Here is a 20,440-nt window from a genome sequence, read left to right on the forward strand (position 1 = left end):
GGCGCTCACGCCTCCGGGGTCTCGAAGCGGGACGTACGGGCCATGCCGGCGGCCCGGCCCTTGCCGGCGATCACCAGCGCCATCTTGCGGCTGGCCTCGTCGATCATCTCGTCGCCGAGCATCGCCGAGCCCTTCTTGCCGCCCGCCTCGGACGTGTAGTACTCGTACGCGTCCAGGATCAGCTCGGCGTGGTCGTAGTCCTCCTGTGAGGGCGAGAAGACCTCGTTGGCGGCCTCGACCTGGCCCGGGTGCAGCACCCATTTGCCGTCGAAGCCGAGCGCGGCGGCGCGGCCCGCGACCTCGCGGAAGCCGTCCACGTTCTTGATCTGGAGATACGGTCCGTCGATCGCCTGGAGGTCGTTGGCGCGGGCGGCCATCAGGATCTTCATGAGGATGTAGTGGTAGGCGTCGGCCGGGTAGCCGGGCGGCTGCTCGCCCACGACCAGCGACTTCATATTGATCGAGGCCATGAAGTCGGCCGGGCCGAAGATGATCGTCTCGATGCGCGGGGAGGCCTGCGCGATCGCGTTGACGTTGTTCAGGCCCTGGGCGTTCTCGATCTGCGCCTCGATGCCGATCCGGCCGACCTCGAACCCCATCGTCTTCTCGATCTGCGTCAGCAGCAGGTCGAGCGCGACGATCTGCTCGGCGTTCTGCACCTTCGGCAGCATGATGCAGTCGAGGTTGGGGCCCGCGCCCTCCACCACCGTGACCACGTCGCGGTACGTCCACTCGGTCGTCCAGTCGTTGACGCGCACCACCCGGGTCTTGCCCGTCCAGTCGCCCTCGTTGAGGTACTTGACGATGGTGTGCCGCGCCCCGGGCTTGGCCAGCGGTGCGCATGCGTCCTCCAGGTCCAGGAAGACCTGGTCGGCGGCCAGGCCCTGCGCCTTCTCCAGGAAGCGTGGGTTGCTCCCCGGGACCGCGAGGCAGGAGCGGCGCGGACGCAGACGGTTGACGGGCGACGGGAGGGCGGTCATGCGGGGACCTCCAGGGGGTCGAGGTGGTTCGCGGTGCGGATCTCGTCGACGATACGGCCGATGATCTCTGTGATACCGAAGTCCTTCGGGGTGAAGACGGCAGCCACACCGGCCTCGCGCAGCGCCGATGCGTCCGCGGCCGGGATGATCCCGCCCACGATCACCGGGATGTCGGACGCCCCGGCCGCGCGCAGCCGGGCCAGTACGTCCGGCACCAGCTCGGCGTGCGAGCCGGAGAGTATGGAAAGACCGACGCAGTGCACGTCCTCGGCGACGGCCGCCGAGACGATCTGCTCGGGGGTGAGCCTGATCCCCTGGTAGATCACCTCGAAACCGGCATCCCGGGCCCGTACGGCGATCTGCTCGGCACCGTTGCTGTGCCCGTCCAGGCCCGGCTTGCCGACCAGCAGCCGCAGCTTGCCGACGCCGAGGTCGGCGGCGGTCGAGGCGGCCTTGGCACGGACGGCGGCGAGCGGGGTGCCCTCCTCGGCGGCGACCGCCACGGGCGCCCCGCCGACCCCGGTCGGGGCGCGGAACTCGCCGAACACATCCCGCAGCGCCCAGGACCACTCGCCCGTGGTGACGCCCGCGCGGGCGCACTCCAGGGTCGCGGCCATCAGGTTGTCGCTGCCCGCCGCGGCCTTCTTGAGCGCGGCCAGGGCGTCCTGGGCCCGGCCCTCCTCGCGCCGGTCGCGCCAGGTGACCAGCGCACGGACCACCCGCGCCTCGTTCTCCGGGTCCACCGTCATGATCGCGGTGTCCAGGTCGGCGGTGAGCGGATTGGGCTCGGTGGACTCGTAGCAGTTGACGCCGACGATCTTCTCCTCGCCCGCCTCGATCCGCGCCCTGCGCTCGGCGTGCGAGGCGACCAGCTGCGCCTTGAGATAGCCGGACTCGACGGCGGCCATGGCCCCGCCCATCTCCTGGATCCGGTCGATCTCGGCCAGCGCGGCATCGACGAGCGCGTCCACCTCGGCCTCGATGACGTGCGAGCCGGCGAAGATGTCGTCGTACTCCAGCAGATCGCTCTCATGGGCGAGGACCTGCTGGATGCGCAGCGACCACTGCTGGTCCCAGGGTCGCGGCAGCCCCAGCGCCTCGTTCCACGCCGGGAGCTGTACGGCGCGGGCGCGGGCGTCCTTGGAGAGGGTGACCGCCAGCATCTCCAGCACGATGCGCTGGATGTTGTTCTCCGGCTGGGCCTCGGTCAGCCCGAGGGAGTTGACCTGGACGCCGTAGCGGAAGCGGCGGTGCTTGGGGTCCTGGACGCCGTAGCGCTCCAGGGTGATCCGGTCCCAGATGCGGCCGAAGGCGCGCATCTTGCACATCTCCTCGATGAACCGGACGCCCGCGTTCACAAAGAAGGAGATACGGGCCACCACATCGCCGAAGCGCTCCTGGGGCACCTGCCCGGAGGCCCGTACGGCGTCGAGCACGGCGATGGCGGTGGACATCGCGTAGGCGATCTCCTGCACCGGGGTGGCCCCGGCCTCCTGGAGGTGGTAGCTGCAGATGTTGATCGGATTCCACTTGGGAATGGCACCGACCGTGTACGCGATCATGTCGGTGGTCAGCCGCAGGCTCGGCCCGGGCGGGAAGACATGCGTCCCGCGCGACAGGTACTCCTTGACGATGTCGTTCTGCGTGGTGCCCTGCAGCGCGGCCACGTCGGCGCCCTGCTCCTCCGCGACCACCTGGTACAGCGCCAGCAGCCACATGGCGGTGGCGTTGATGGTCATGGACGTGTTCATCCGCTCCAGGGGGATGTCCTGGAACAGCCGACGCATGTCCCCGAGGTGGCAGACCGGGACGCCGACCCGGCCCACCTCGCCGCGGGCCAGGATGTGGTCCGGGTCGTAGCCGGTCTGGGTGGGCAGGTCGAAGGCGACGGACAGACCGGTCTGGCCCTTGGCGAGGTTGCGCCGGTACAGGTCGTTGGAGGCCTCGGCGGAGGAGTGGCCGGCGTAGGTCCGCATCAGCCAGGGCCGGTCTTTCTTCCTCCGCTGTTCCCTTCGCTCTTCGCGGGCCGTCACGCCGCGCTCCGGAAGAGGTTGATGGCGTCGATGTGGCGCTCGCGCAGCTCCGGGTCGCGCACGCCCAGGCCCTCCTGGGGGGCGAGGCACAGCACGCCGACCTTGCCCTGGTGGACGTTGCGGTGCACGTCGTGGGCGGCCTGGCCGGTCTCCTCCAGGGGGTAGACCTTGGAGAGGGTGGGGTGGATCTTGCCCTTGGCGATCAGCCGGTTGGCCTCCCACGCCTCGCGGTAGTTGGCGAAGTGCGAGCCGACGATGCGCTTGAGCGACATCCACAGATAGCGGTTGTCGTACTCGTGGGTGTAGCCGGACGTGGACGCGCAGGTCACGATGGTGCCGCCCTTGCGGGTGACGTACACGCTCGCGCCGAAGGTCTCCCGGCCCGGGTGCTCGAAGACGATGTCCACGTCCTCGCCGCCGGTCAGCTCGCGGATGCGCTTGCCGAGGCGCTTCCACTCCTTCGGGTCCTGGGTGTGCTCGTCCTTCCAGAACTTGTAGTCCTCGGCGCTGCGGTCGATGATCGCCTCGGCGCCCATGGCCCGGCAGATCTCGGCCTTACGGGGCGAGGAGACCACGCAGACCGGGGTGGCGCCGCCGGCGAGGGCGAACTGGGTGGCGTAGCTGCCGAGGCCGCCGCTGGCGCCCCAGATCAGCACGTTGTCGCCCTGCTTCATCCCGGCGCCGTTACGGGAGACCAGCTGCCGGTACGCGGTCGAGTTGACCAGGCCGGGGGCGGCGGCCTCCTCCCAGCTCAGATGGGCGGGCTTGGGCATGAGCTGGTTGGACTTGACCAGCGCGAGCTCGGCGAGGCCGCCGAAGTTGGTCTCGAAGCCCCAGATGCGCTGCTCGGGGTCGAGCATGGTGTCGTTGTGGCCGTCCGCGGACTCCAGCTCGACGGACAGACAGTGCGCGACGACCTCGTCGCCGGGCTGCCAGATGTTGACGCCCGGTCCGGTGCGCAGCACGACGCCCGCGAGGTCGGAGCCGATGATGTGGTACGGCAGATCGTGCCGCTTGGCGAGCGGGGAGAGCTTGCCGTACCGCTCCAGGAAACCGAAGGTGGGCAGCGGCTCGAAGATCGAGGTCCACACGGAGTTGTAGTTGACCGAGGAGGCCATGACGGCCACCAGGGCCTCGCCGGGGCCGAGTTCGGGCACCGGCACCTCGTCCACGTGCAGGGACTTACGGGGGTCCTTCTCCTTGGTGGTCTGGCCGGTGAACATCTCGGCCTCGTCCTTGTGCACGGTCACCGCGCGGTACGACTCGGGGACGGGGAGGGCGGCGAAGTCCGCGGGCCCCAGGGCGGGGGAGCCGTGGTCGGGCGCTGTCGACGCCAGGATCGCGTCCAGGATTTCGTTCATCGGTGCCTCCGGCGAAGCGTCGGGGGACGCTTGAGGGATCGCTGGGCTCTTTGACGGGTGCTGTGCTGCTGGTGCCGTCGGTTCGGCGGAGGTGGTGCTGGGCAGCGCGCGGGTAGCGCGGAGGGTGCCTGGTGACGCAGGCGGTCCGGGCGCGCAAAGCGGCTTGCGGGGACAGTCGGCGCGCCGTTGTTCGTGCTGCGCGTCGTCCGCTCGGACAACATCACCGTATGGCACCCTGTGCCAGGTCGCAAGACACTGCGTGCCAACAATTTCTCTCACTTGTCATCTTGAGTGCACGCATGAGCGGCAACGGCCGCCCCGGAAGGGACGGCCGTCGCGTTCGGTGTGTGATTGCGTGGGGTCAGCCGCTCTTCTCCAGCGTGAGCGCGAAAATATGCGCCCTCGCGGTCCCCGACGGGGCGCCCAGGGTCACGGTGGCCAGCTCCTTCGCCGGGTCCAGCTCCACCTTCTGGTGGAAGATCGCCGCCTTGGTGCCCAGCGGGCCGGTACGGGTGTGGATCTGGCTGGTGCGCACCGCCTCCGTCTCCCCGTACTTCGGGCCCGACAGCCAGGCCGTGAGCGCGACGTTCACCTTCGCGGTCGAGCCGTCCGCGTAACCGAGCTCGGCGGGCACCGTCACATCCGCCGTATCGCCCGAGCCCAGCACATGCAGCCTGGCGTAGGCGCCCGCCGGGACGGAGATCTTCTGGCCGGCCGCGATGACGTTGTTGTTGGAGCCCTCGCTGCCGTTGGTGAACGAGAAGGTGATCCCGTCGTCCTCCGTCTGCCCGGTCTGCGGCAGCTGGGCCATCGGATACGTCCGGCCGGTGCCGTCGAAGTCGCCGTCCCCGTAGTACATCTCGGTGGTGATGGCGTCGTTGTCGAAGTGGCCGACCAGATCCACCGGGGTGGCCGCGCCCGTCTCCGGCAGCGCCGGCAGCCCCCAGCGCTCGGCGGGCTCGGTGACCTTCACGGGCGCGATCTCGAAGTCCGGCCGCGACCCCGCCGGATACACCACCGCCTCCTCGTCCCGGTCCAGGTCCAGCTCGATCACGCCGTCGGCCACCTCGCGCCACTTCGGCGCGGGCCCGCCGACCCCGGCCACCGTGATCCGCCCGCCGATCGAGTGCCGGATGCGGCACGGCTCCCCGGCCAGGCTGCGCACCCGCACCCAGCGCGTCGTACCGCCCTTGCGCACCCCGCTGACCAGGAACGCGCCCTGGGTGCGGAAGTCGTGCAGCGTTACGTCCCGCCACTCGCCCGGCACCCCCGGGAAGAAGCGGATGGTGTCGCCCCAGCTCTGGCAGAGCATGTCGTGGATGGACTGCGCGCCCGACAGCGGGGTCTCGATGACCGGGCCCGCCTCGTAGTAGTGCGTATTGGGCTGGATGAACCGCGCCACCAGCTCGCGCAGATACTTCAGCGCGTCATCGCCCCGGCCCATCTGGGTGGAGATCGAGGCCGCGCCCGTGAAGCTGTAGCCGCGCAGCGCGCCCTCGAAGCTGATCCAGTGGTCCAGCGAGCGCTCGATCAGGTCGCGGCTCTCCTTCTGGTCCCAGTTGACCAGGTAGAGGGGGTAGACGGAGAGCATGTGGGAGTAGTGGCGGTGCGACTTCGCGAACGGCACCCCGGTGCCGATCATGAAGCCGTTCTCGTCCACCGGGTAGTCCACCAGCTTGTCCAGCACCTCGCGCCACTTGGGCGCCAGGTCGTCGTCCTTGCCCAACAGTTCGACGGTCTCCAGCAGGGTTGTGCAGCTCCAGCGCAGCAGCGCCAGGTCGTAGTTGCAGTCCGGGGCCGACCCGTACTCGGGGGAGAAGGTCTTCGGCAGATGCAGCCTGCCGTCCGACTGCTCCTGGAGAAAGTGCAGGTAGTAGTTGGTGGAGCGGCGCAGCAGCGGATAGAGCACATCCTCCAGCAGACCCCGGTCCATGGAGTGCCGGTAGGTCAGCCATACGTTGTGCAGCGCCCACGGCAGATTGCCGACCTCCGGGTCGCCGACGCCCGGGACCGGCATCGAGCCGTTGTCCTCGCACTGCGCGTCCGTGGAGCGGCGCAGTCCGGCCGAATCGGCCTGGTACTCGGACCCCAGCGCCTTGATCAGGACATCGGTGTTCTCGGTGAGGGTGCGCGGGATCGCGTCAAGCTCCAGGTGGTTGGAGCCGTAGACCGGCCAGTACTCCAGCTGCACATTGAGGTTCCACCACACCCCGGGCCAGGGGGTGGGCTCCACCCAGGGGCCGGTGGTGGCCATCACGGGGGCGTGCTCACGGGCCGCGCAGGCCAGCTTGTAGAGCTGGATCCAGTAGAAGCTCTGCAGCATGCCGTCGGGGATGGAGATGAAGCTCTTGCGGTAGAAGCGGTGCCACCAGTCGCGGTGGGAGCGCAGCAGGCTGGAGACCGGCAGCGCGGACGCCTTGCGGACGGTGGTGCGGACCCGGCCCTCCGCGTCCGTACCGGGGAAGGAGTGTGCGACCGCCAGGTAGTACGTGCGCTCCCGGCCCGTGCCGCGCTCCTTGTACGCGCTCGCCGTCTGCCCGCCCGGGACCAGCGACTGGACGGTGATGCCGATCCCGTCCTCGGTGCGGCTGACCGGGGCCGGGTTCGGCTCGAAGCCTTTGGGCGGGTCCTCGCGGACGATACGCGGGCTGATCGCGGGGGAGGGGCGATACTCCCAGCGGAAACCCTCCTCGCCCTCGCTCGCCTCCACGGTGGCCAGCAGCATCGTCCGGTCGTTGTGCACCAGGGCGCGCAGCTTCAGCGTGCCCTTGTCGGTGGTGATCGTGGAGCGCACCTCGGCGTTCCACAGGTCCAGGCGCAGATCGACGCCGGTCATCGCGCCGACCGGGCGCAGCAGCAGATTGCCGACGGGCAGCCGCGCCACGCCCCAGTCGCTGCCGCCCTCGGCGGGGCGGTGGTCCTGGGACTCGCTGTGGTGGACCGTGAAGCGCAGGGCGTTCTCGCCCGGCTCCTGGTAGACGATCGAGCCGAACAGCCCATTGCCGAGGAACGGCCCCTCGTACCAGGTGCGCGGCATCCGTTTCCACAGCAGGTCCTGCCCGGCGAGGAACCGCTCCCACTCTCCGTCGGTCCGCATGCCCCGCAGGGTCACGGCCTGCTGCGCCGCCGTCGGTGTGGCGGCGGCGGCCGACTCGGCGAGGGTGGCCCCCGCCGTCGTCCCGGCGGCCGCGCCGGCCGCCACCCGGCCCAGGAATCCACGTCTGCTGACTGCCATCTTTCGATCAGCTCCATCCAACACAGCAAACAGATTGATCCGATGATTTGGCTAGACGGGAGCGTAGGAACGGGCTAATGATGCGTCAAGACACCGGATAGGTCAGATGTATCGAGCCGCACTCCTGTCGTACTCCTGCCGCACCCCCAGAGCCGACTCCATCGGGAGGGAACGTTGCGCGTCATACGATCCAGGGCCACCAGAGCCGCGGTGGCCATCGCCTGCGCCGTGGCCGTCCTCGTACCACTACGGGCGCAGGCCGACGCGAAAGCCGATGATCACAGCTGGCGGCTGACCGGCCAAGGCCAGGTCAGCGGGCAGCTCACGCTGACCCGCGACGGCGGGCTGACCCTGTCCGCCCAGCACGCCGGTACCACCGTCCTGCGCCCCTCCGCGCTCGGCATCCGCACCGCCGACACCGACTTCAGCGCCGGGCTGCGCTACGAAGGGCGCAGCGACCGGCGGATCCACGAGACGTACACGACAGTCAGCGGACGCCGCACCCACCACACCTCCGACGCCTCCGAGTCCACCTTCACCTTCCGCAAACAGGGGCAGACCCTCAAGGTCGTCGTCCGGGTCTCCGCCGACGGGCTGGCCTACCGCTACGTACTGCCCGGCAAGGACACCGTCACCGTGCTCGGCGAGGCCACCGAGTTCGCCGTCCCGCCGACCGCCGACTCCTTCCTGCTGCCCTACGACAACGGCCGCCAGGACTACGAATCCACCCACGACCACACCACAGTCGCCGACGCCAAGGCCGGCGACTACGGCTACCCCTCGCTGTTCCACATCGGCGACAGCTGGCTGCTCGTCGAAGAAGCCGACCTCAACAGCTCCTACGGCGGCTCCCGCCTCACTCTCGACGCCACCACCGACCGCTTCGAACTGACCCTCCCCGACCCCGCCGAAGTCAGCTCCGCCGGCCTCACCACACCCTGGCGCACCCTCGTCATCGGCGACCTCGCCACGGTCACCGAGAGCGACCTGCCCACCGATCTCGCCGCGCCCTCCAAGGTCGCCGACACCTCCTGGATCAAACCGGGCAAGGCCGCGTGGTCCTGGTGGTCCGACGGGCAGAGCCCGACCAGCCTCGCCGCGCAGAAGAAGTTCGTCGACTTCGCCGCCCGGGAGGGCTGGAGCTATGTCCTCGTCGACTCCGGCTGGAGCAACGACTGGGTGCCTGAGCTGACCGCCTACGCCAAGGAGAAGGGCGTCGGCATCTGGCTGTGGGCGCGCTGGCAGACCATCGACGCGCAGAGCGAACGGGACCGGCTGATGCCGCTGTGGAAGTCCTGGGGCGTCGTCGGGCTGAAGATCGACTTCCTGGAGTCCGACGGGCAGGACCGGATGCGCTGGTACGACGCGGTCTTCAAGGACAGCGCGAAGTACCAGTTCATGCTGAACTTCCACGGCGCCACCATCCCGCGCGGCCAGGAGCGCACCTGGCCCCAGCTGATGAGCACCGAAGCCGTCAAGGGCGCCGAGGGCACCCGCCCCAAGCCCGGCCGCGAACCCTTCCCGGCCGCGCACTACACGACGCTGCCCTTCACCCGTAACCTCATCGGCTCCATGGACTTCACCCCCGTCACCTTCACCGGGGTACGGCCCACCAGCGACGCGGCGGAGCTCGCGCTGTCCGTGGTGTACGAGTCGGGGGTGCAGCACTTCGCCGACAGCGTCGAGTCGTACGACAGCAAGCCGCTCGCCCGGAAGTTCCTGCGGACCGTACCCACGGCGTGGGACGACACCAAGCTCGTCGACGGCGCCCCCGGCGACCGCGCGGTCCTCGCCCGCCGCTCCGGGGACGACTGGTACCTCGGCGCGATCACCTCGGGCGACGCCCGCACGCTGGACGAGCCCCTGACCTTCCTGGGCGCCGGCAAGTGGCGCGCCGAGCTCTACAAGGACGGCGCGGACGGCCAGATCGTCACCGAAACCCGCGACGTGACGTCCGCCTCCCGCCTGTCGATCGCCATCCCCAAGAACGGCGGCTTCGCGGTCCGCTTCACGCGGGTGGGGTAGAAGGGGTTCTTCCCCCACCCCGCCCCTTCCCGGACCGGGGCTGCGCCCCGGACCCCGATGGGGCGCCCGGTGGGGCTGCGTCCCGCCGCCCAGCTGGGCGGCGGCCCCGGGCCTGGAGGGCGCCCTGGGGCCTCGCGGGGCTCCGCCCCAGAGGCCCCGGATTCGCCCCCCGGCTCAGCGGGGTGCGCCCCGGGCAGCGCCTTCGGCGCCCGCACCCGGGGCTGAGTCCCGCCGTCCTGGCTGGGGCGCAACCCGGGGCCCGGGAGGGCGATTGGGCCTCGCCCTTGGCACGCCCGGGGCTGAGTCCCGCTGCCCCGGCTGGGTCGGCTGCCCCGGGGCCGGTGGGGCCTTCGGGGCAGGGGGCGGAGCCCCCACGGATCGGGGAGGGGGCGTCCCCGGGTGTCTCCGGGGTTCGCCTCAGCGCCCGGGTTTCGCCCGTGAGCCCGGTGGGGCGTGCCCTGGGTGGGGCCCGGGCCTCGCCTTCGGCGGCTCCTGGGTCCTGGCGCCGCCGCGCCCGGCGGTGGGGCCTTCGGGGGCAGGGGGCGGCGCCCCATGGATCGGGGAGGTGGGGGCAAATTACCCGCAGTGGGCCTGGGCTACCGCTTCAGCGCCTGCTCGATCGTGCGCATGACCTCGTCCAGCGGAGCGTCCGTGCGGGCGACCATCACCATCACGTCCTCCTCGCCCTTGGCCGACACCGTGGCCGCCGGGCGGGTGGGGACGGGGCGGGCGGCGCCGATGCCTGTGCCGAAGGCCTGGCGGACGATGTCGAAGGCGTGGTCCAGCTGTCCCTCCACATCGCCCACCCCGCCCGCGCGCAGCCAGCGCCGCAGGACGTGGTTGTGCGCGGTGACCACGGCGGAGGCGGCGACCTCTGCGAGCAGCGGGTCGTCGTCGCCGTCGTGGTGGGCGCCCTCGTCGAAGTGGCCCAGCAGATAGCTGGTGAACAGCCGCTCGTAGCGGGCCACCGAGGCGATTTCGCGCTCGCGCAGGGCGGGCACCTCGCGGGTCAGGCGGTAGCGCTCCACGGAGACCGCAGGGGCGGCGGCGTACATCCGCATGACCTCCTTGATCCCCCGGCACACCGTGTCCAGCGGGTGCTCGTGCGGTGGCGCCGCGTCCAGTACGTCCGCGGCGCGCACCAGCGTGTCGTCGTGGTCCGGGAAGATCGCCTCTTCCTTGGAGCGGAAGTGGCGGAAGAAGGTGCGGCGGGCGACCCCCGCTCTCGCCGCGATCTCGTCGACCGTCGTCGCCTCGTAGCCCTGGGTGGCGAACAACTCCATGGCCGCGGCCGCCAGTTTGCGGCGCATGGTGAGGCGCTGCGCGGAGGCCCGGCGGTTGCCGGCGCTGCCGCTGCCGGCGGAGGAGTTCGAGCGGTTCGTACGCGGCGTACGAGTGGCCTTCAGAGGCTGGGACATGTGGGGAACGTACTGCATTTTCCGGGGGGATGCCCCCTGGACCCCGGGGGTCGCCGGGGCGGGCTCCAGCAGCCCGCCCCAGGCCGGCCGCTCCTCAGGCCTTCGCATACTCGCGGAAGCCGCGCCCCGTCTTCCGCCCCAGGCACCCCGCCGCGACCAGGTGCTCCAGCAGCGGCGCGGGCGCCAGACCGGGCTCCCGGAATTCGCGGTGCAGCACCTTCTCGATGGCCAGGGACACATCCAGGCCCACGACGTCGAGCAGTTCGAAGGGCCCCATCGGATAGCCGCCGCCGAGTTTCATCGCGGCGTCGATGGCGTCCGGCGAGGCGTAGTGCTCCTGGACCATCTTCACCGCGTTGTTGAGATACGGGAACAGCAGGGCGTTGACGATGAAACCGGCCCGGTCGCCGCAGTCCACCGGGTGTTTGCGCACGGCCCGGCACACCTCGTGTGCGGTGGCCCGCACGTCGTCCGCCGTGAGGACCGTACGCACCACCTCGACCAGTTTCATCGCGGGCGCCGGGTTGAAGAAGTGCAGGCCGATCACGTCCTGTGGGCGCGAGGTCGCGCGGGCGCAGGCGATGACGGGGAGGGAGGAGGTGGTCGTGGCCAGCACCGCGCCCGGTTTGCAGACCTTGTCGAGGGTCGCGAACAGCTGCTGTTTGACGGCCAGGTCCTCCGCGACCGCCTCGACCGCCAGGTCCACGTCCGCGAAGGCGTCCAGCGAGCCGGCCGGGGCGATCCGGGCCAGAGTCTCGTCGCGGGCCTGTTCGCTCAGCCGGCCCTTGGCCACCGACCGCTCCAGGGACCGGGCGATCCTGGCCTTGGCGGCCCCCGCCTTCTCCGGGGTGCGGGCGGCCAGTACGACGTCATGGCCCGCCTTGGCGAAGACCTCGGCGATCCCGCTGGCCATGGTGCCCGAGCCGGCGACCCCCACCGTACGGACCGGGCGCGCGGCGGCCGCGGCCTGGGCGGCGGGGTCCGGGGTCAGCGCGTCCGGGACGACGGCGCCGCTGCCCGGCGCCTCGTACGTATAGAAGCCGCGGCCCGCCTTGCGGCCGGTGAGCCCGGCCTCGGCGAGCTGGCCCAGGACGGGCGCGGGCGCGTGCAGCCGGTCGCCGGAGGCCGCGTACATCGCCTCCAGGACGGTACGGGCCGTGTCGATGCCGACCAGGTCGAGCAGCGCCAGCGGGCCCATCGGCAGGCCGCAGCCCAGCCGCATCGCGGCGTCGATGTCCTCGCGCGCCGCGTACTTCGCCTCGTACATCGCGGCGGCCTGGTTGAGATAGCCGAACAGCAGCCCGTCGGCGACGAATCCCGGCCGGTCGCCGAGCCCGACGGGCTCCTTGCCGAGGTCGTGGGCGAGCGCGGTGACCGCGGCGACGGCGGCCGGGGAGGTCAGCACGCTGGAGACGATCTCGACGAGCTTCATGGCGGGCGCGGGATGGAAGAAATGCAGGCCGAGAACGCGCTCCGGGTGGGCGGAGTCGGCGGCCAGCCGGGTCACGGACAGCGCGTTGGTGCCGGTCGCCAGGATGGTGTCGGGCCGGACGACGGCGTCCAGGGCGGTGAAGACCTCCTGCTTGATGTCATAGCTCTCCGGCACGACCTCGATCACCAGGTCGGCGTCGGCCGCGGCCCGCAGATCGGTGGAGACGCGGAAGCGGGCCAGCGCGTCCGCGCGCTCCCGCTCGGTCATCCGCTCGCGGCGCACGGCGCGGGCGGTGGCGGTCTCCAGCGCGGCGAAGGCCCGGCGGGCGGCGCTTTCGCTGATGTCGACGCCGATCACCTCGCGGCCCGCGCGGGCCAGCAGTTCGGCGATTCCGGTGCCCATCGTGCCGAGCCCGATGACGGCGACAGTAGTGAGTGAGGCCGAGGAGGGGGAGAGATCTGGGGAGGGCGTACGGCCGGAGGGACGGCCGGCGTCGTTGGTCGGAAGACGGTCCATCGCGGACTCCAGAGGGTGTTCCCCGGAAGCGGGGATGACGTGACGACTGAGAGGAGCTTTCGGTCATGCGCGTTTCGGTCGTGCGCGGTGGGCTGACACGAAACTCCGGCGGAAGGAGCGGAAGGGCTTGCACGCTCCCTGACGGACAGCGCCACACGGAGCAAACTGCCCGTGGGAGACACACGGCCGGCCCTGTCCCGGGGCCACGCCGTACAGAACTGCACTGCCGAACCGACTTCACACGGCGGCTGCGTCACCAGGCCGCCAGAGCAGGGGTGCTGCTCGTGTCGTCAGTTTAACTCGCGGGTAACCAAGATGCCAGGGCACATTTTGTGACCCGCGCGCCGGGGCGCCGGGCGCCGGTCACCGGGGAGGGGAGACCACGACATGGACGAAGAATTCCGCGTACTGACCGACCGGGTGCGGGCCTCGCTCTCATCCCCGGAGGAGACCAGGGCCCACGCGTCGCTGCTCGCGCTCGTACGGCAGGGCAGTCCCGCCGCCCGCGAACAGCTCGCCCGTATCCTCGTCGCGCCCGAGCAGCCGCTGTGGGCGCGGGAGACGGCCGCGTTCGTGCTCGGCAGCGCGGGGGACCGGCGCGCCTTCGAAACCCTCGTGCTCCTCCTCAACTACCGCGAACCGGCCCGCTGCGCGACCGCCGCCCGCGTCCTGGCCCGCCTCGGCGACCCGCGCACCGCCCGCGCCGCGGCCGCCCTGGCCACGAACCCGCTGCGCACCGCCTACTCCCTCCACCCCATCCGGCTGCTCGTCGAACTCCGCGCCCCCGAGTCCGTCCCGGCCCTCGTCGCCGCCCTGGAGCGTCAGTTGGCCGCCCGCGACCGCCACTGGCCGATCGCCCGCGCCTGCGTCGAGGGCTTGGGCGCCATCGGCGACGAACGCGCCGTCCCCGCCCTCACCTCCGCCTCCCGCCACCCCCGCCTGAGCGCCGCAGCGGCGGCCGCCCTGGCCCGTATCAGCGGTGGCGGCGGCCTCGGGGCCGCCCCCGACGCCGGCCCCACCCGCCGCCCGGCCCCGGACAAGTCGGGGCGGGCGCGGGTGCGGTGACGCGTGGCGCGGTAAGTCCGGGGTGGCGGGCGGCCGGTGCGGTGCCGGGCCGTGCGGTTCGGGGCCCACCGCGGCAGTGCCGCGTCCGGCCGCGCCGCGAGCCCTCGGGTACATGGCGCGCCGCGCCGGTGCGGTGCGCCGCGTGGGACCGGGTGGCCCGGGGCGTACGGTGCCGCGCCGCGCCCCGCGGGACCGCCACTCGGCGGGCCGGGCGGCCCGCCGCCGCGTCCCCCGGGCGGCGCCGCCTGTGGAGACCACCGTCGGGGCGCCGCGCTGTCGTGGCCTCAGACGGCCGTGGGGGCGAGAGACCGGGCGTAGCGGAGTTCGGGGACGGGGACGCCTTCCACCTCGTAGTCCTCTTGGCCGCCGTCGGGGGTGAAGCCCGCGCGCTCGTAGAAGTGGCGGGCGTGGGTGTTGCCCTCGAGGACCCAGAGCCGCAGGTGCGGGAAGCCGCGTTCGGTGGCTCTGGTGATGGACTCCGTCAGCAGGGCGTGGCCGATTCCGGTGCCGATCTGGTCGGGGCGTACATAGATCGCGTACAACTCCGCGTCGCCCGACGGGAGATCGCGGTCCCGGTACGGGCCGAGACACGCCCAGCCCACCACCTTGCCGCCCGCGTTCTCCGCCACGAGGTTGACGACGTCCCCCAGGCCCCGGGAGAAGAACTCCCGCCGCCGCGCCGCGTCCTTCTCGACGCTCAGGCCGTCCAGGTGCGCCTGCGGTATCAGCCCCCGGTACGCCGCCTGCCAGCCGCGCACCCGTACCGCCGCCACGGCGTCGATGTCCGCTTCCGTCATGAGCCTCACGCGTACGCCGTCCATCCGACCACCGTAGGCCGCTTGACCCTGCCATTGGCGGCAGGGTCGCACGATCCTCGCCATGAACCACAACAGCGACACCGACAACAGCGACACCGACAACAGCGACACCGACAACAGCGACACCGACAACAGCGACACCGACAACAGGGTCGCCCTCGTCACCGGCGCGGGCACCGGGATCGGGCGGGCCACCGCCCGTGCCCTCGCCGGGCAGGGGGCGCGGGTGGTGGTGGTCGGGCGGCGGCCTGGGCCGCTGGAGGAGACGGCGGCGGGGCACCCGCGGATTCAGCCGCTTCCGGCCGACATCACCGCCGAGGGCGCCGCAGAGGACATCGTGCGGCGCGTGACCGAGTCGTACGGCCGGCTGGACGTGCTGGTCAACAACGCCGCGGTCGTACGCGCCGCGCCGCTGGGCGACATCACCCCCGAGCTGGCCACCCCACTCCTGGCGACCAACCTCCTCGCGCCCGTCCTGCTGACGCGCGCGGCCCTCACCCCCCTGGAGGAGAGCGGCGGCGTGGTGGTGAACGTCAGCACCTCCGTCGGTCAGCGGGCCTGGCCGGGCAACTCCTTCTACGCGGCGACGAAGACCGCCCTCGAAACGCTGACCCGCAGCTGGGCGGTGGAGCTGGCGCCGCGCGGGGTGCGGGTGGTGGCGGTCGCGCCCGGGGCGATCGAGACCCCGATCGGGGAGCATCAGGGGCTGACGCCCGAGCAGCGGGTGCAGGTACGGGCCTGGCAGCTGGCCCACACCCCGCTGGGGCGGATCGGGCGGCCGGAGGAAGTTGCGTGGGCGATCGTGCAACTGGCCTCGCCCGGGGCGTCGTTTGTGACGGGGGCCGTGCTGCCGGTGGACGGCGGGGCGGTGATCGGCTGAGGGGCGGCTGAGCGACAGCTGATAGAAACGGCACCGGAGGTGGGACCGGTGCGGATCGGGGAACTGGCGAAGGCCACGGGCGCGACGCCGCGGGCGCTGCGCCACTACGAGCAGGCGGGGCTGATCACGTCCTCACGCGAGCACAACGGCTACCGCGACTACGACGAGCGCACCGCCGTCCGTGTCCGCAACATCCGCCATCTGCTCGCTGTCGGCCTGACCCTGGACGACGTCCGCTGCTTCCTGCCGTGCCTGGACGGCGATATGACAAGCGCGCGGCCCAGCCAAGAAGGGCTCGGCATCGCCCGGGACCGGCTGGCCGTCCTCGATGCGCGCATCGCCGCCCAGACCGAGGCCCGCGACCGGCTGGCGGCCGCCCTGGGCAACGTGAGCGCGAGGGCGTGAGCGTCTGCCGGCCCCTCACAGCAGGGTCAGCTGGTCGGGCGCCTCGGCGGCGACCGTACCCGCACCTGTATCCGTACCCGCACCCGCGTCCGTATCCGTATCCGGACGGTCCGGGACGCCCCGGTGCTCGCCCGCGCGGTACGGGCCGATGCCGTACTCGTCGGCGAACTCGTGGACCATCCCGGTGATCCGCCGCTGATACCACCGGGGCGCGTACGTCCCGCCCCCGTACAGCGCGTCGTACCGGCGCAGCAGGCGCGGGTGGTGGTGGGTGAGCCAGGCCGTGAACCACTCGCGGGCGCCGGGCCGCAGATGCAGTACGAGCGGGGTCACGGAGGTGGCCCCGGCCGCGGCGACGGCCCGTACGGTCGCGCGCAGCTGCTCGGGGGAGTCGCTGAGGAAGGGGATGACCGGGGCCATCAGCACACCGCATGGGATGCCGTGGTCGGCCAGCGTGCGTACCGCCTCCAGCCTGCGCTGGGGCGAGGGCGTGCCCGGCTCGACGGTGCGCCACAGGTCAGGGTCGGTGAAGCCGACCGAGACGGAGACGCCGATGTCGGTGACGCGGGAGGCGCGCCGCAGCAGCTCCAGGTCGCGCAGGATCAGGGTGCCTTTGGTGAGGATGGAGAAGGGGTTGGCACGTTCGGTCAGGGCGGTGAGGATGCCGGGCATCAGCCGGTAGCGGCCTTCGGCCCGCTGGTAGCAGTCGACGTTGGTGCCCATGGCGATGTGCTCGCCGCGCCAGCGGCCGGAGGCCAGCTCGCGGCGGAGCAGTTCGGGGGCGTTGACCTTCACCACGATCTGGGTGTCGAAGCCGAGCCCGGTGTCGAGGTCGAGATAGCTGTGTGTCTTGCGCGCGAAGCAGTAGACGCAGGCGTGGGAGCAGCCGCGGTACGGGTTCACCGTCCATTCGAACGGCATCCGGGAGGCGCCGGGCACCCGGTTGACGATCGAGCGGGCGCGGATCTCGTGGAAGGTGATGCCGCGGAACTCGGGGGTGTCGAAGGTGCGGGTGGTCACCGCGTCCGCCGCGAAGAGGGCGGGCGTGGCGGCCCCGTCGCCGTCGGTCAGGTTGTCCCAGCGCATGGCGTGCACCTCCGGGGGTCTCGCTCGTACCCAGAATTAGAACACATGTTTCATTCATGGGTGTCAACCCCCGGAGGTGTGTGTCCCGTGTCCCGCGCTCCCGTGTCCCGTCAGCCCCGGGCGCTCGGCGCCGTGGCCCGGGGCTCGGCGCTCGCCGGGGCGCCGGCGGCGCGGAGCGAGCCGGCGGTGAGGCGGGTGCGGCGGGCCGGGACGAGCAGGGCCGCGAGGGTGGCGGCGAGGCAGAGCACGGTCAGCAGGGCGTAGCCGTGGGTGTAGCCGGATTCGTACGGCAGGCCGGAGGGCTGGAGTCGGCTGGTGACCAGCACGCTGGTGATGGAGGCGCCGATGGAGCCGCCGATGGTGCGGATGTTGGCGTTCATACCGGTCGCCGCGCCGGTCTGCTCGGCGGGGACGCTGCCCACGATGAGGTTGGCCATGGAGGCGAAGGCCAAGCCGATGCCGAGGCCGAAGATCCCGGCGACGAACGCGACCTGCCACTGCTGGTCGTGCCACAGGGTGAGGAAGCCGCAGGCGACGGCGCCGAGCGCGGCGCCCGCCACCAGCAACCGCTTGGCGCCGAGCCTCGGCTCGAGGCGGCCGCTGAGCACGCCCGCGCCGAACATGGCGATCAGCATGGGGAGCATCAGCAGCCCGGCCCCGGTGACGCTGGCGCCGAAGCCGTATCCCGCGGTGGACGGGGTCTGCGCGAAGGCGGGGAGGAAGGACCAGATCGCGTACATGCCCGCGCCGAACAGCAGCGCCGCGGCGTTGGTGGTCCATACGGCGGGCAGCCGCATCACGCGCATGTCGATGAGCGGGTTGGCGGAGCGGGCCTCGGCCAGCAGCCACAGGGCGAACAGCAGCGCGGCGGCCACGAAGAGCGTGATCACCCGGGTCGATCCCCAGCCCCAGACGGCGGCCTGGCTGAGCGGCAGCAGCAGTGTGACCAGCCAGCCCGAGAGCAGCACGGCGCCGAGCCAGTTGACGCGTCCGGAGGCGCGGGTGGGGGATTCGGGGATGAAGCGCAGGGCGATCAGCGCGGTGGCGGCGACGATGCCGACGGGCAGCCAGAACAGCCAGCGGTAGTCGAGCGCGGAGACGATGGGCCCGGCGGCGACCACCCCGACGCCGCCGCCCGCGGCGATGACCGCCGAGAGGTTGCTGATACTGGGGCTCACCTCCTCGGCGGCGAACTCGTCGCGGATGATGCCGAAGGAGAGCGGGAAGAGCGCGCCGCCGATGCCCTGGATCACCCGGGCGACGATGAGTATGCCGATCGTGGGCGCGAGCGCGGCGAGCAGACAGCCGAGCGTGAGCGCGACGAGGACCGCGACCAGGGTGCGCTTCTTGCCGATCAGGTCGCCCACGCGGCCGAGGATCGGGGTGAAGATGGAGGCGGAGAGCAGATACGCGGTCATCACCCAGGTCGCGGTGGACTGCGAGGTGTGCAGGGCGTGCTGCACGGTCGGCAGGGCCGGGGCGATCAGTGACTGGAGCATGGAGAACACGCCGGCGCCTGTCGCGAGGACCGCGAAGGTGAGGCGGGTGGAGCTGCGGGGCATGGTGACCTCTCCGTACAGGACAGGGGACGGGGCGGTACGCGCCTGGGCACGGCCGACCTGGGGCGCGGGCACTGCGGAACGGTGGGCGCACGAGGGTGCGCGACCGGCGGTGCACGGCCCCGACTGATAAAGTGGAGGTGTGCCTCCACTCTAACGGAGGTCAACCTCCACTTTCAAGCCGATTGCTTCGATCCCCGCTTCGATCCCCGCTTCGACCCGTTCCGCCCGGAGGCCCCCGTGACCGTCCCGCAGCTCCCCGTCGACGAGATCGTCGCGGCCCAGCGCCCGTACCGCCGGGACGCCGCGCGCAACTACGACGCGCTGCTGTCCGCCGCGCGCGAGGTGTTCGCCGAGAGCGGCGCGGAGGCGCCGCTGGAGGACATCGCCCGCCGCGCCGGGGTCGGCATCGCCACGCTCTACCGGAACTTCCCCACCCGCCGCCATCTCTTCGAGAGCGTCTACGCCGACGAGGTCGCCGCGCTCTGCCGGGTGGCCGAGGAGGCCGCCGCGCTGGAGCCCTGGGAGGCGCTGGACTCGTGGCTGCGCCGCTTCGTCGGCTACAGCGTCACCAAGCGGGCGATCCGCGAGGCCATGGACGACGAGTCGGACATCTTCCAGGCCTGCCGCGAGTCGATGTACCGGGCGGGCGGCCCGCTCTTCGACCGGGCGCGGCAGGCCGGCCGGGTCCGCGCCGATATCGACTTCGACGACCTGCTGCGGATGGTCGCCGGGATCACCGCGACCAACTTCCTCGACGACGCCCAGCGCGACCGCGTCCTCGGCGTGGCCCTCGACGGCGTCCGCGCGGTGCGCTGATCCGGTCGCCGCCGCTCTACCGGTGGCTGCCTCCAATTAGGCAAAGTCCCAGCAAAAATGGTTGGCTTGCCGCAGTCGATGGCGCCGCAGCCGAGGCGCCGTTCAGCGAGTGGAGGAGAGCAATGGGCCAAGTCGAGGCCACCACCGAGCGGATCGTCGCGGGCAGCCCCGAGGACGTGTTCGACGCGCTCGCCGACTACAGCGGTGTGCGCGGCCGGCTGCTGCCGGAGCAGTTCAGCGAGTACGAGGTACGCGAGGGCGGCGACGGTGAGGGCACGCTGGTCCACTGGAAGCTCCAGGCCACCAGCAAGCGCGTGCGCGACTGTCTGCTGGAGGTGACCGAGCCGACCGACGGGGAGCTCATCGAGAAGGACCATAACTCCTCGATGGTCACCACCTGGACCGTGACCCCGGCGGGCGAGGGGCAGGCGCGGGTGGTCGTCACCTCGGTCTGGCAGGGTGCGGGCGGTATCGGCGGCTTCTTCGAGCGGATCTTCGCGCCCAAGGGCCTGGCCCGGATCTATGATGCGTTGCTCGCCAACCTCGCCACCGAGGTCGCGAAGCAGAAGTAACCGAAGGCTCACCGGATCGGGTGGTTTTCTCCGCGGCGCGGTTAGCCGCCGCACACCCTCCGACCGGGGCGAAAGCCTCTTACGTCCCTCTCCCCACCGGTCAGCGGCGATTCGTCGCGCTTGCTCACAGTTGTCGCGTAATGCGAGAAATGGGCGGCGGTACAGGCGCGACGAGGGGAGAAGGACGTGGGCGGGATCACCTGGACCCCCCTGGCCAAGGGGGGCGAGCCGGGGCG

General features: G+C 71.6%; 15 protein-coding genes. 6 read left to right on the plus strand and 9 right to left on the minus strand.

Annotated elements, in window-relative coordinates; translation table 11 throughout:
- Positions 1-5 precede the first annotated feature (5 nt).
- The 4 genes from ACH4U7_RS32935 to ACH4U7_RS32950 all read right to left on the minus strand — a co-directional run bounded on the left by ACH4U7_RS32935 (position 6) and on the right by ACH4U7_RS32950 (position 7,609).
- On the minus strand, positions 6-980 hold the full coding sequence (locus ACH4U7_RS32935) for an HpcH/HpaI aldolase/citrate lyase family protein (protein ID WP_398531426.1): 975 nt from the start codon (positions 978-980) through the stop codon (positions 6-8).
- Positions 977-3,013 (minus strand): protein meaA, encoded by a 2,037-nt coding sequence (locus ACH4U7_RS32940; protein ID WP_398531427.1) that lies wholly within the window; start codon positions 3,011-3,013, stop codon positions 977-979. The genes ACH4U7_RS32935 and ACH4U7_RS32940 overlap by 4 nt, the downstream gene beginning before the upstream one ends.
- Positions 3,010-4,374, minus strand: coding sequence for a crotonyl-CoA carboxylase/reductase (gene ccrA, locus ACH4U7_RS32945; RefSeq protein ID WP_398531428.1), 1,365 nt, complete (start codon positions 4,372-4,374; stop codon positions 3,010-3,012). The genes ACH4U7_RS32940 and ccrA overlap by 4 nt, the downstream gene beginning before the upstream one ends.
- Before the next feature lie 361 nt (positions 4,375-4,735).
- Positions 4,736-7,609, minus strand: coding sequence for a glycosyl hydrolase family 95 catalytic domain-containing protein (locus ACH4U7_RS32950; protein ID WP_398531429.1), 2,874 nt, complete (start codon positions 7,607-7,609; stop codon positions 4,736-4,738).
- Positions 7,610-7,783: 174 nt separating this feature from the next.
- On the opposite strand from ACH4U7_RS32950, the gene ACH4U7_RS32955 reads away from it, so the two are divergent.
- Positions 7,784-9,634, plus strand: coding sequence for a glycoside hydrolase family 97 catalytic domain-containing protein (locus tag ACH4U7_RS32955; protein ID WP_398531430.1), 1,851 nt, complete (start codon positions 7,784-7,786; stop codon positions 9,632-9,634).
- A gap of 596 nt (positions 9,635-10,230) precedes the next feature.
- On the opposite strand, the gene ACH4U7_RS32960 is transcribed toward ACH4U7_RS32955, so the two are convergent.
- Together ACH4U7_RS32960 and ACH4U7_RS32965 are read right to left on the minus strand one after the other, a co-directional pair.
- Complete coding sequence (locus tag ACH4U7_RS32960; protein WP_398531431.1) at positions 10,231-11,052, minus strand: TetR family transcriptional regulator; 822 nt, start codon at positions 11,050-11,052, stop codon at positions 10,231-10,233.
- Positions 11,053-11,146: 94 nt separating this feature from the next.
- On the minus strand, positions 11,147-13,000 hold the full coding sequence (locus tag ACH4U7_RS32965) for a 3-hydroxyacyl-CoA dehydrogenase family protein (RefSeq protein ID WP_398531432.1): 1,854 nt from the start codon (positions 12,998-13,000) through the stop codon (positions 11,147-11,149).
- 387 nt (positions 13,001-13,387) lie between these two features.
- Between ACH4U7_RS32965 and ACH4U7_RS32970 the strand changes: the two genes are divergently transcribed.
- On the plus strand, positions 13,388-14,065 hold the full coding sequence (locus tag ACH4U7_RS32970; RefSeq protein WP_385618708.1) for a HEAT repeat domain-containing protein: 678 nt from the start codon (positions 13,388-13,390) through the stop codon (positions 14,063-14,065).
- Between the two features lie 284 nt (positions 14,066-14,349).
- Here the strand turns inward: ACH4U7_RS32970 and ACH4U7_RS32975 are convergent, their stop codons facing one another.
- A complete protein-coding gene (locus tag ACH4U7_RS32975) occupies positions 14,350-14,886 on the minus strand; it encodes a GNAT family N-acetyltransferase (RefSeq protein ID WP_398531433.1) in 537 nt (178 codons plus the stop codon).
- Between the two features lie 58 nt (positions 14,887-14,944).
- Between ACH4U7_RS32975 and ACH4U7_RS32980 the strand changes: the two genes are divergently transcribed.
- Together ACH4U7_RS32980 and ACH4U7_RS32985 are read left to right on the plus strand one after the other, a co-directional pair.
- Complete coding sequence (locus tag ACH4U7_RS32980; RefSeq protein WP_398531434.1) at positions 14,945-15,763, plus strand: SDR family NAD(P)-dependent oxidoreductase; 819 nt, start codon at positions 14,945-14,947, stop codon at positions 15,761-15,763.
- A gap of 48 nt (positions 15,764-15,811) precedes the next feature.
- Positions 15,812-16,168 (plus strand): MerR family transcriptional regulator, encoded by a 357-nt coding sequence (locus ACH4U7_RS32985; RefSeq protein ID WP_398531435.1) that lies wholly within the window; start codon positions 15,812-15,814, stop codon positions 16,166-16,168.
- A 15-nt stretch (positions 16,169-16,183) separates the two neighbouring features.
- Here the strand turns inward: ACH4U7_RS32985 and ACH4U7_RS32990 are convergent, their stop codons facing one another.
- Together ACH4U7_RS32990 and ACH4U7_RS32995 are read right to left on the minus strand one after the other, a co-directional pair.
- Positions 16,184-17,254 carry an Rv2578c family radical SAM protein gene (locus tag ACH4U7_RS32990; protein ID WP_398531436.1) on the minus strand — a complete coding sequence of 357 codons (1,071 nt, stop codon included), beginning with the start codon at positions 17,252-17,254 and terminating at the stop codon, positions 16,184-16,186.
- Positions 17,255-17,364: 110 nt separating this feature from the next.
- Positions 17,365-18,816: an MFS transporter gene (locus ACH4U7_RS32995; RefSeq protein WP_398531437.1), complete on the minus strand. Its 1,452-nt coding sequence runs from the start codon at positions 18,814-18,816 to the stop codon at positions 17,365-17,367.
- Between the two features lie 237 nt (positions 18,817-19,053).
- Between ACH4U7_RS32995 and ACH4U7_RS33000 the strand changes: the two genes are divergently transcribed.
- The gene (locus ACH4U7_RS33000; protein WP_398531438.1) at positions 19,054-19,632 is read left to right on the plus strand and encodes a TetR/AcrR family transcriptional regulator; all 579 of its coding nucleotides are present in this window, start codon (positions 19,054-19,056) and stop codon (positions 19,630-19,632) included.
- Between the two features lie 122 nt (positions 19,633-19,754).
- Positions 19,755-20,204 carry an SRPBCC family protein gene (locus tag ACH4U7_RS33005; RefSeq protein WP_398531439.1) on the plus strand — a complete coding sequence of 150 codons (450 nt, stop codon included), beginning with the start codon at positions 19,755-19,757 and terminating at the stop codon, positions 20,202-20,204.
- Positions 20,205-20,440: the final 236 nt, after the last annotated feature.

Source organism: Streptomyces sp. NPDC020845 (assembly GCF_044334165.1).
Lineage (GTDB): Bacteria > Actinomycetota > Actinomycetes > Streptomycetales > Streptomycetaceae > Streptomyces.

Bases quoted from the DNA above. Each gene is read 5' to 3' on its own strand.
- ACH4U7_RS32935 (WP_398531426.1), bottom strand. From the start codon at position 980: ATGACCGCCCTCCCGTCGCCCGTCAACCGTCTGCGTCCGCGCCGCTCC.
- ccrA (WP_398531428.1), bottom strand. From the start codon at position 4,374: ATGAACGAAATCCTGGACGCGATCCTGGCGTCGACAGCGCCCGACCAC.
- ACH4U7_RS32950 (WP_398531429.1), bottom strand. From the start codon at position 7,609: ATGGCAGTCAGCAGACGTGGATTCCTGGGCCGGGTGGCGGCCGGCGCG.
- ACH4U7_RS32960 (WP_398531431.1), bottom strand. From the start codon at position 11,052: ATGTCCCAGCCTCTGAAGGCCACTCGTACGCCGCGTACGAACCGCTCG.
- ACH4U7_RS32965 (WP_398531432.1), bottom strand. From the start codon at position 13,000: ATGGACCGTCTTCCGACCAACGACGCCGGCCGTCCCTCCGGCCGTACG.
- ACH4U7_RS32970 (WP_385618708.1), top strand. From the start codon at position 13,388: ATGGACGAAGAATTCCGCGTACTGACCGACCGGGTGCGGGCCTCGCTC.
- ACH4U7_RS32975 (WP_398531433.1), bottom strand. From the start codon at position 14,886: ATGGACGGCGTACGCGTGAGGCTCATGACGGAAGCGGACATCGACGCC.
- ACH4U7_RS32980 (WP_398531434.1), top strand. From the start codon at position 14,945: ATGAACCACAACAGCGACACCGACAACAGCGACACCGACAACAGCGAC.
- ACH4U7_RS32990 (WP_398531436.1), bottom strand. From the start codon at position 17,254: ATGCGCTGGGACAACCTGACCGACGGCGACGGGGCCGCCACGCCCGCC.
- ACH4U7_RS32995 (WP_398531437.1), bottom strand. From the start codon at position 18,816: ATGCCCCGCAGCTCCACCCGCCTCACCTTCGCGGTCCTCGCGACAGGC.
- ACH4U7_RS33005 (WP_398531439.1), top strand. From the start codon at position 19,755: ATGGGCCAAGTCGAGGCCACCACCGAGCGGATCGTCGCGGGCAGCCCC.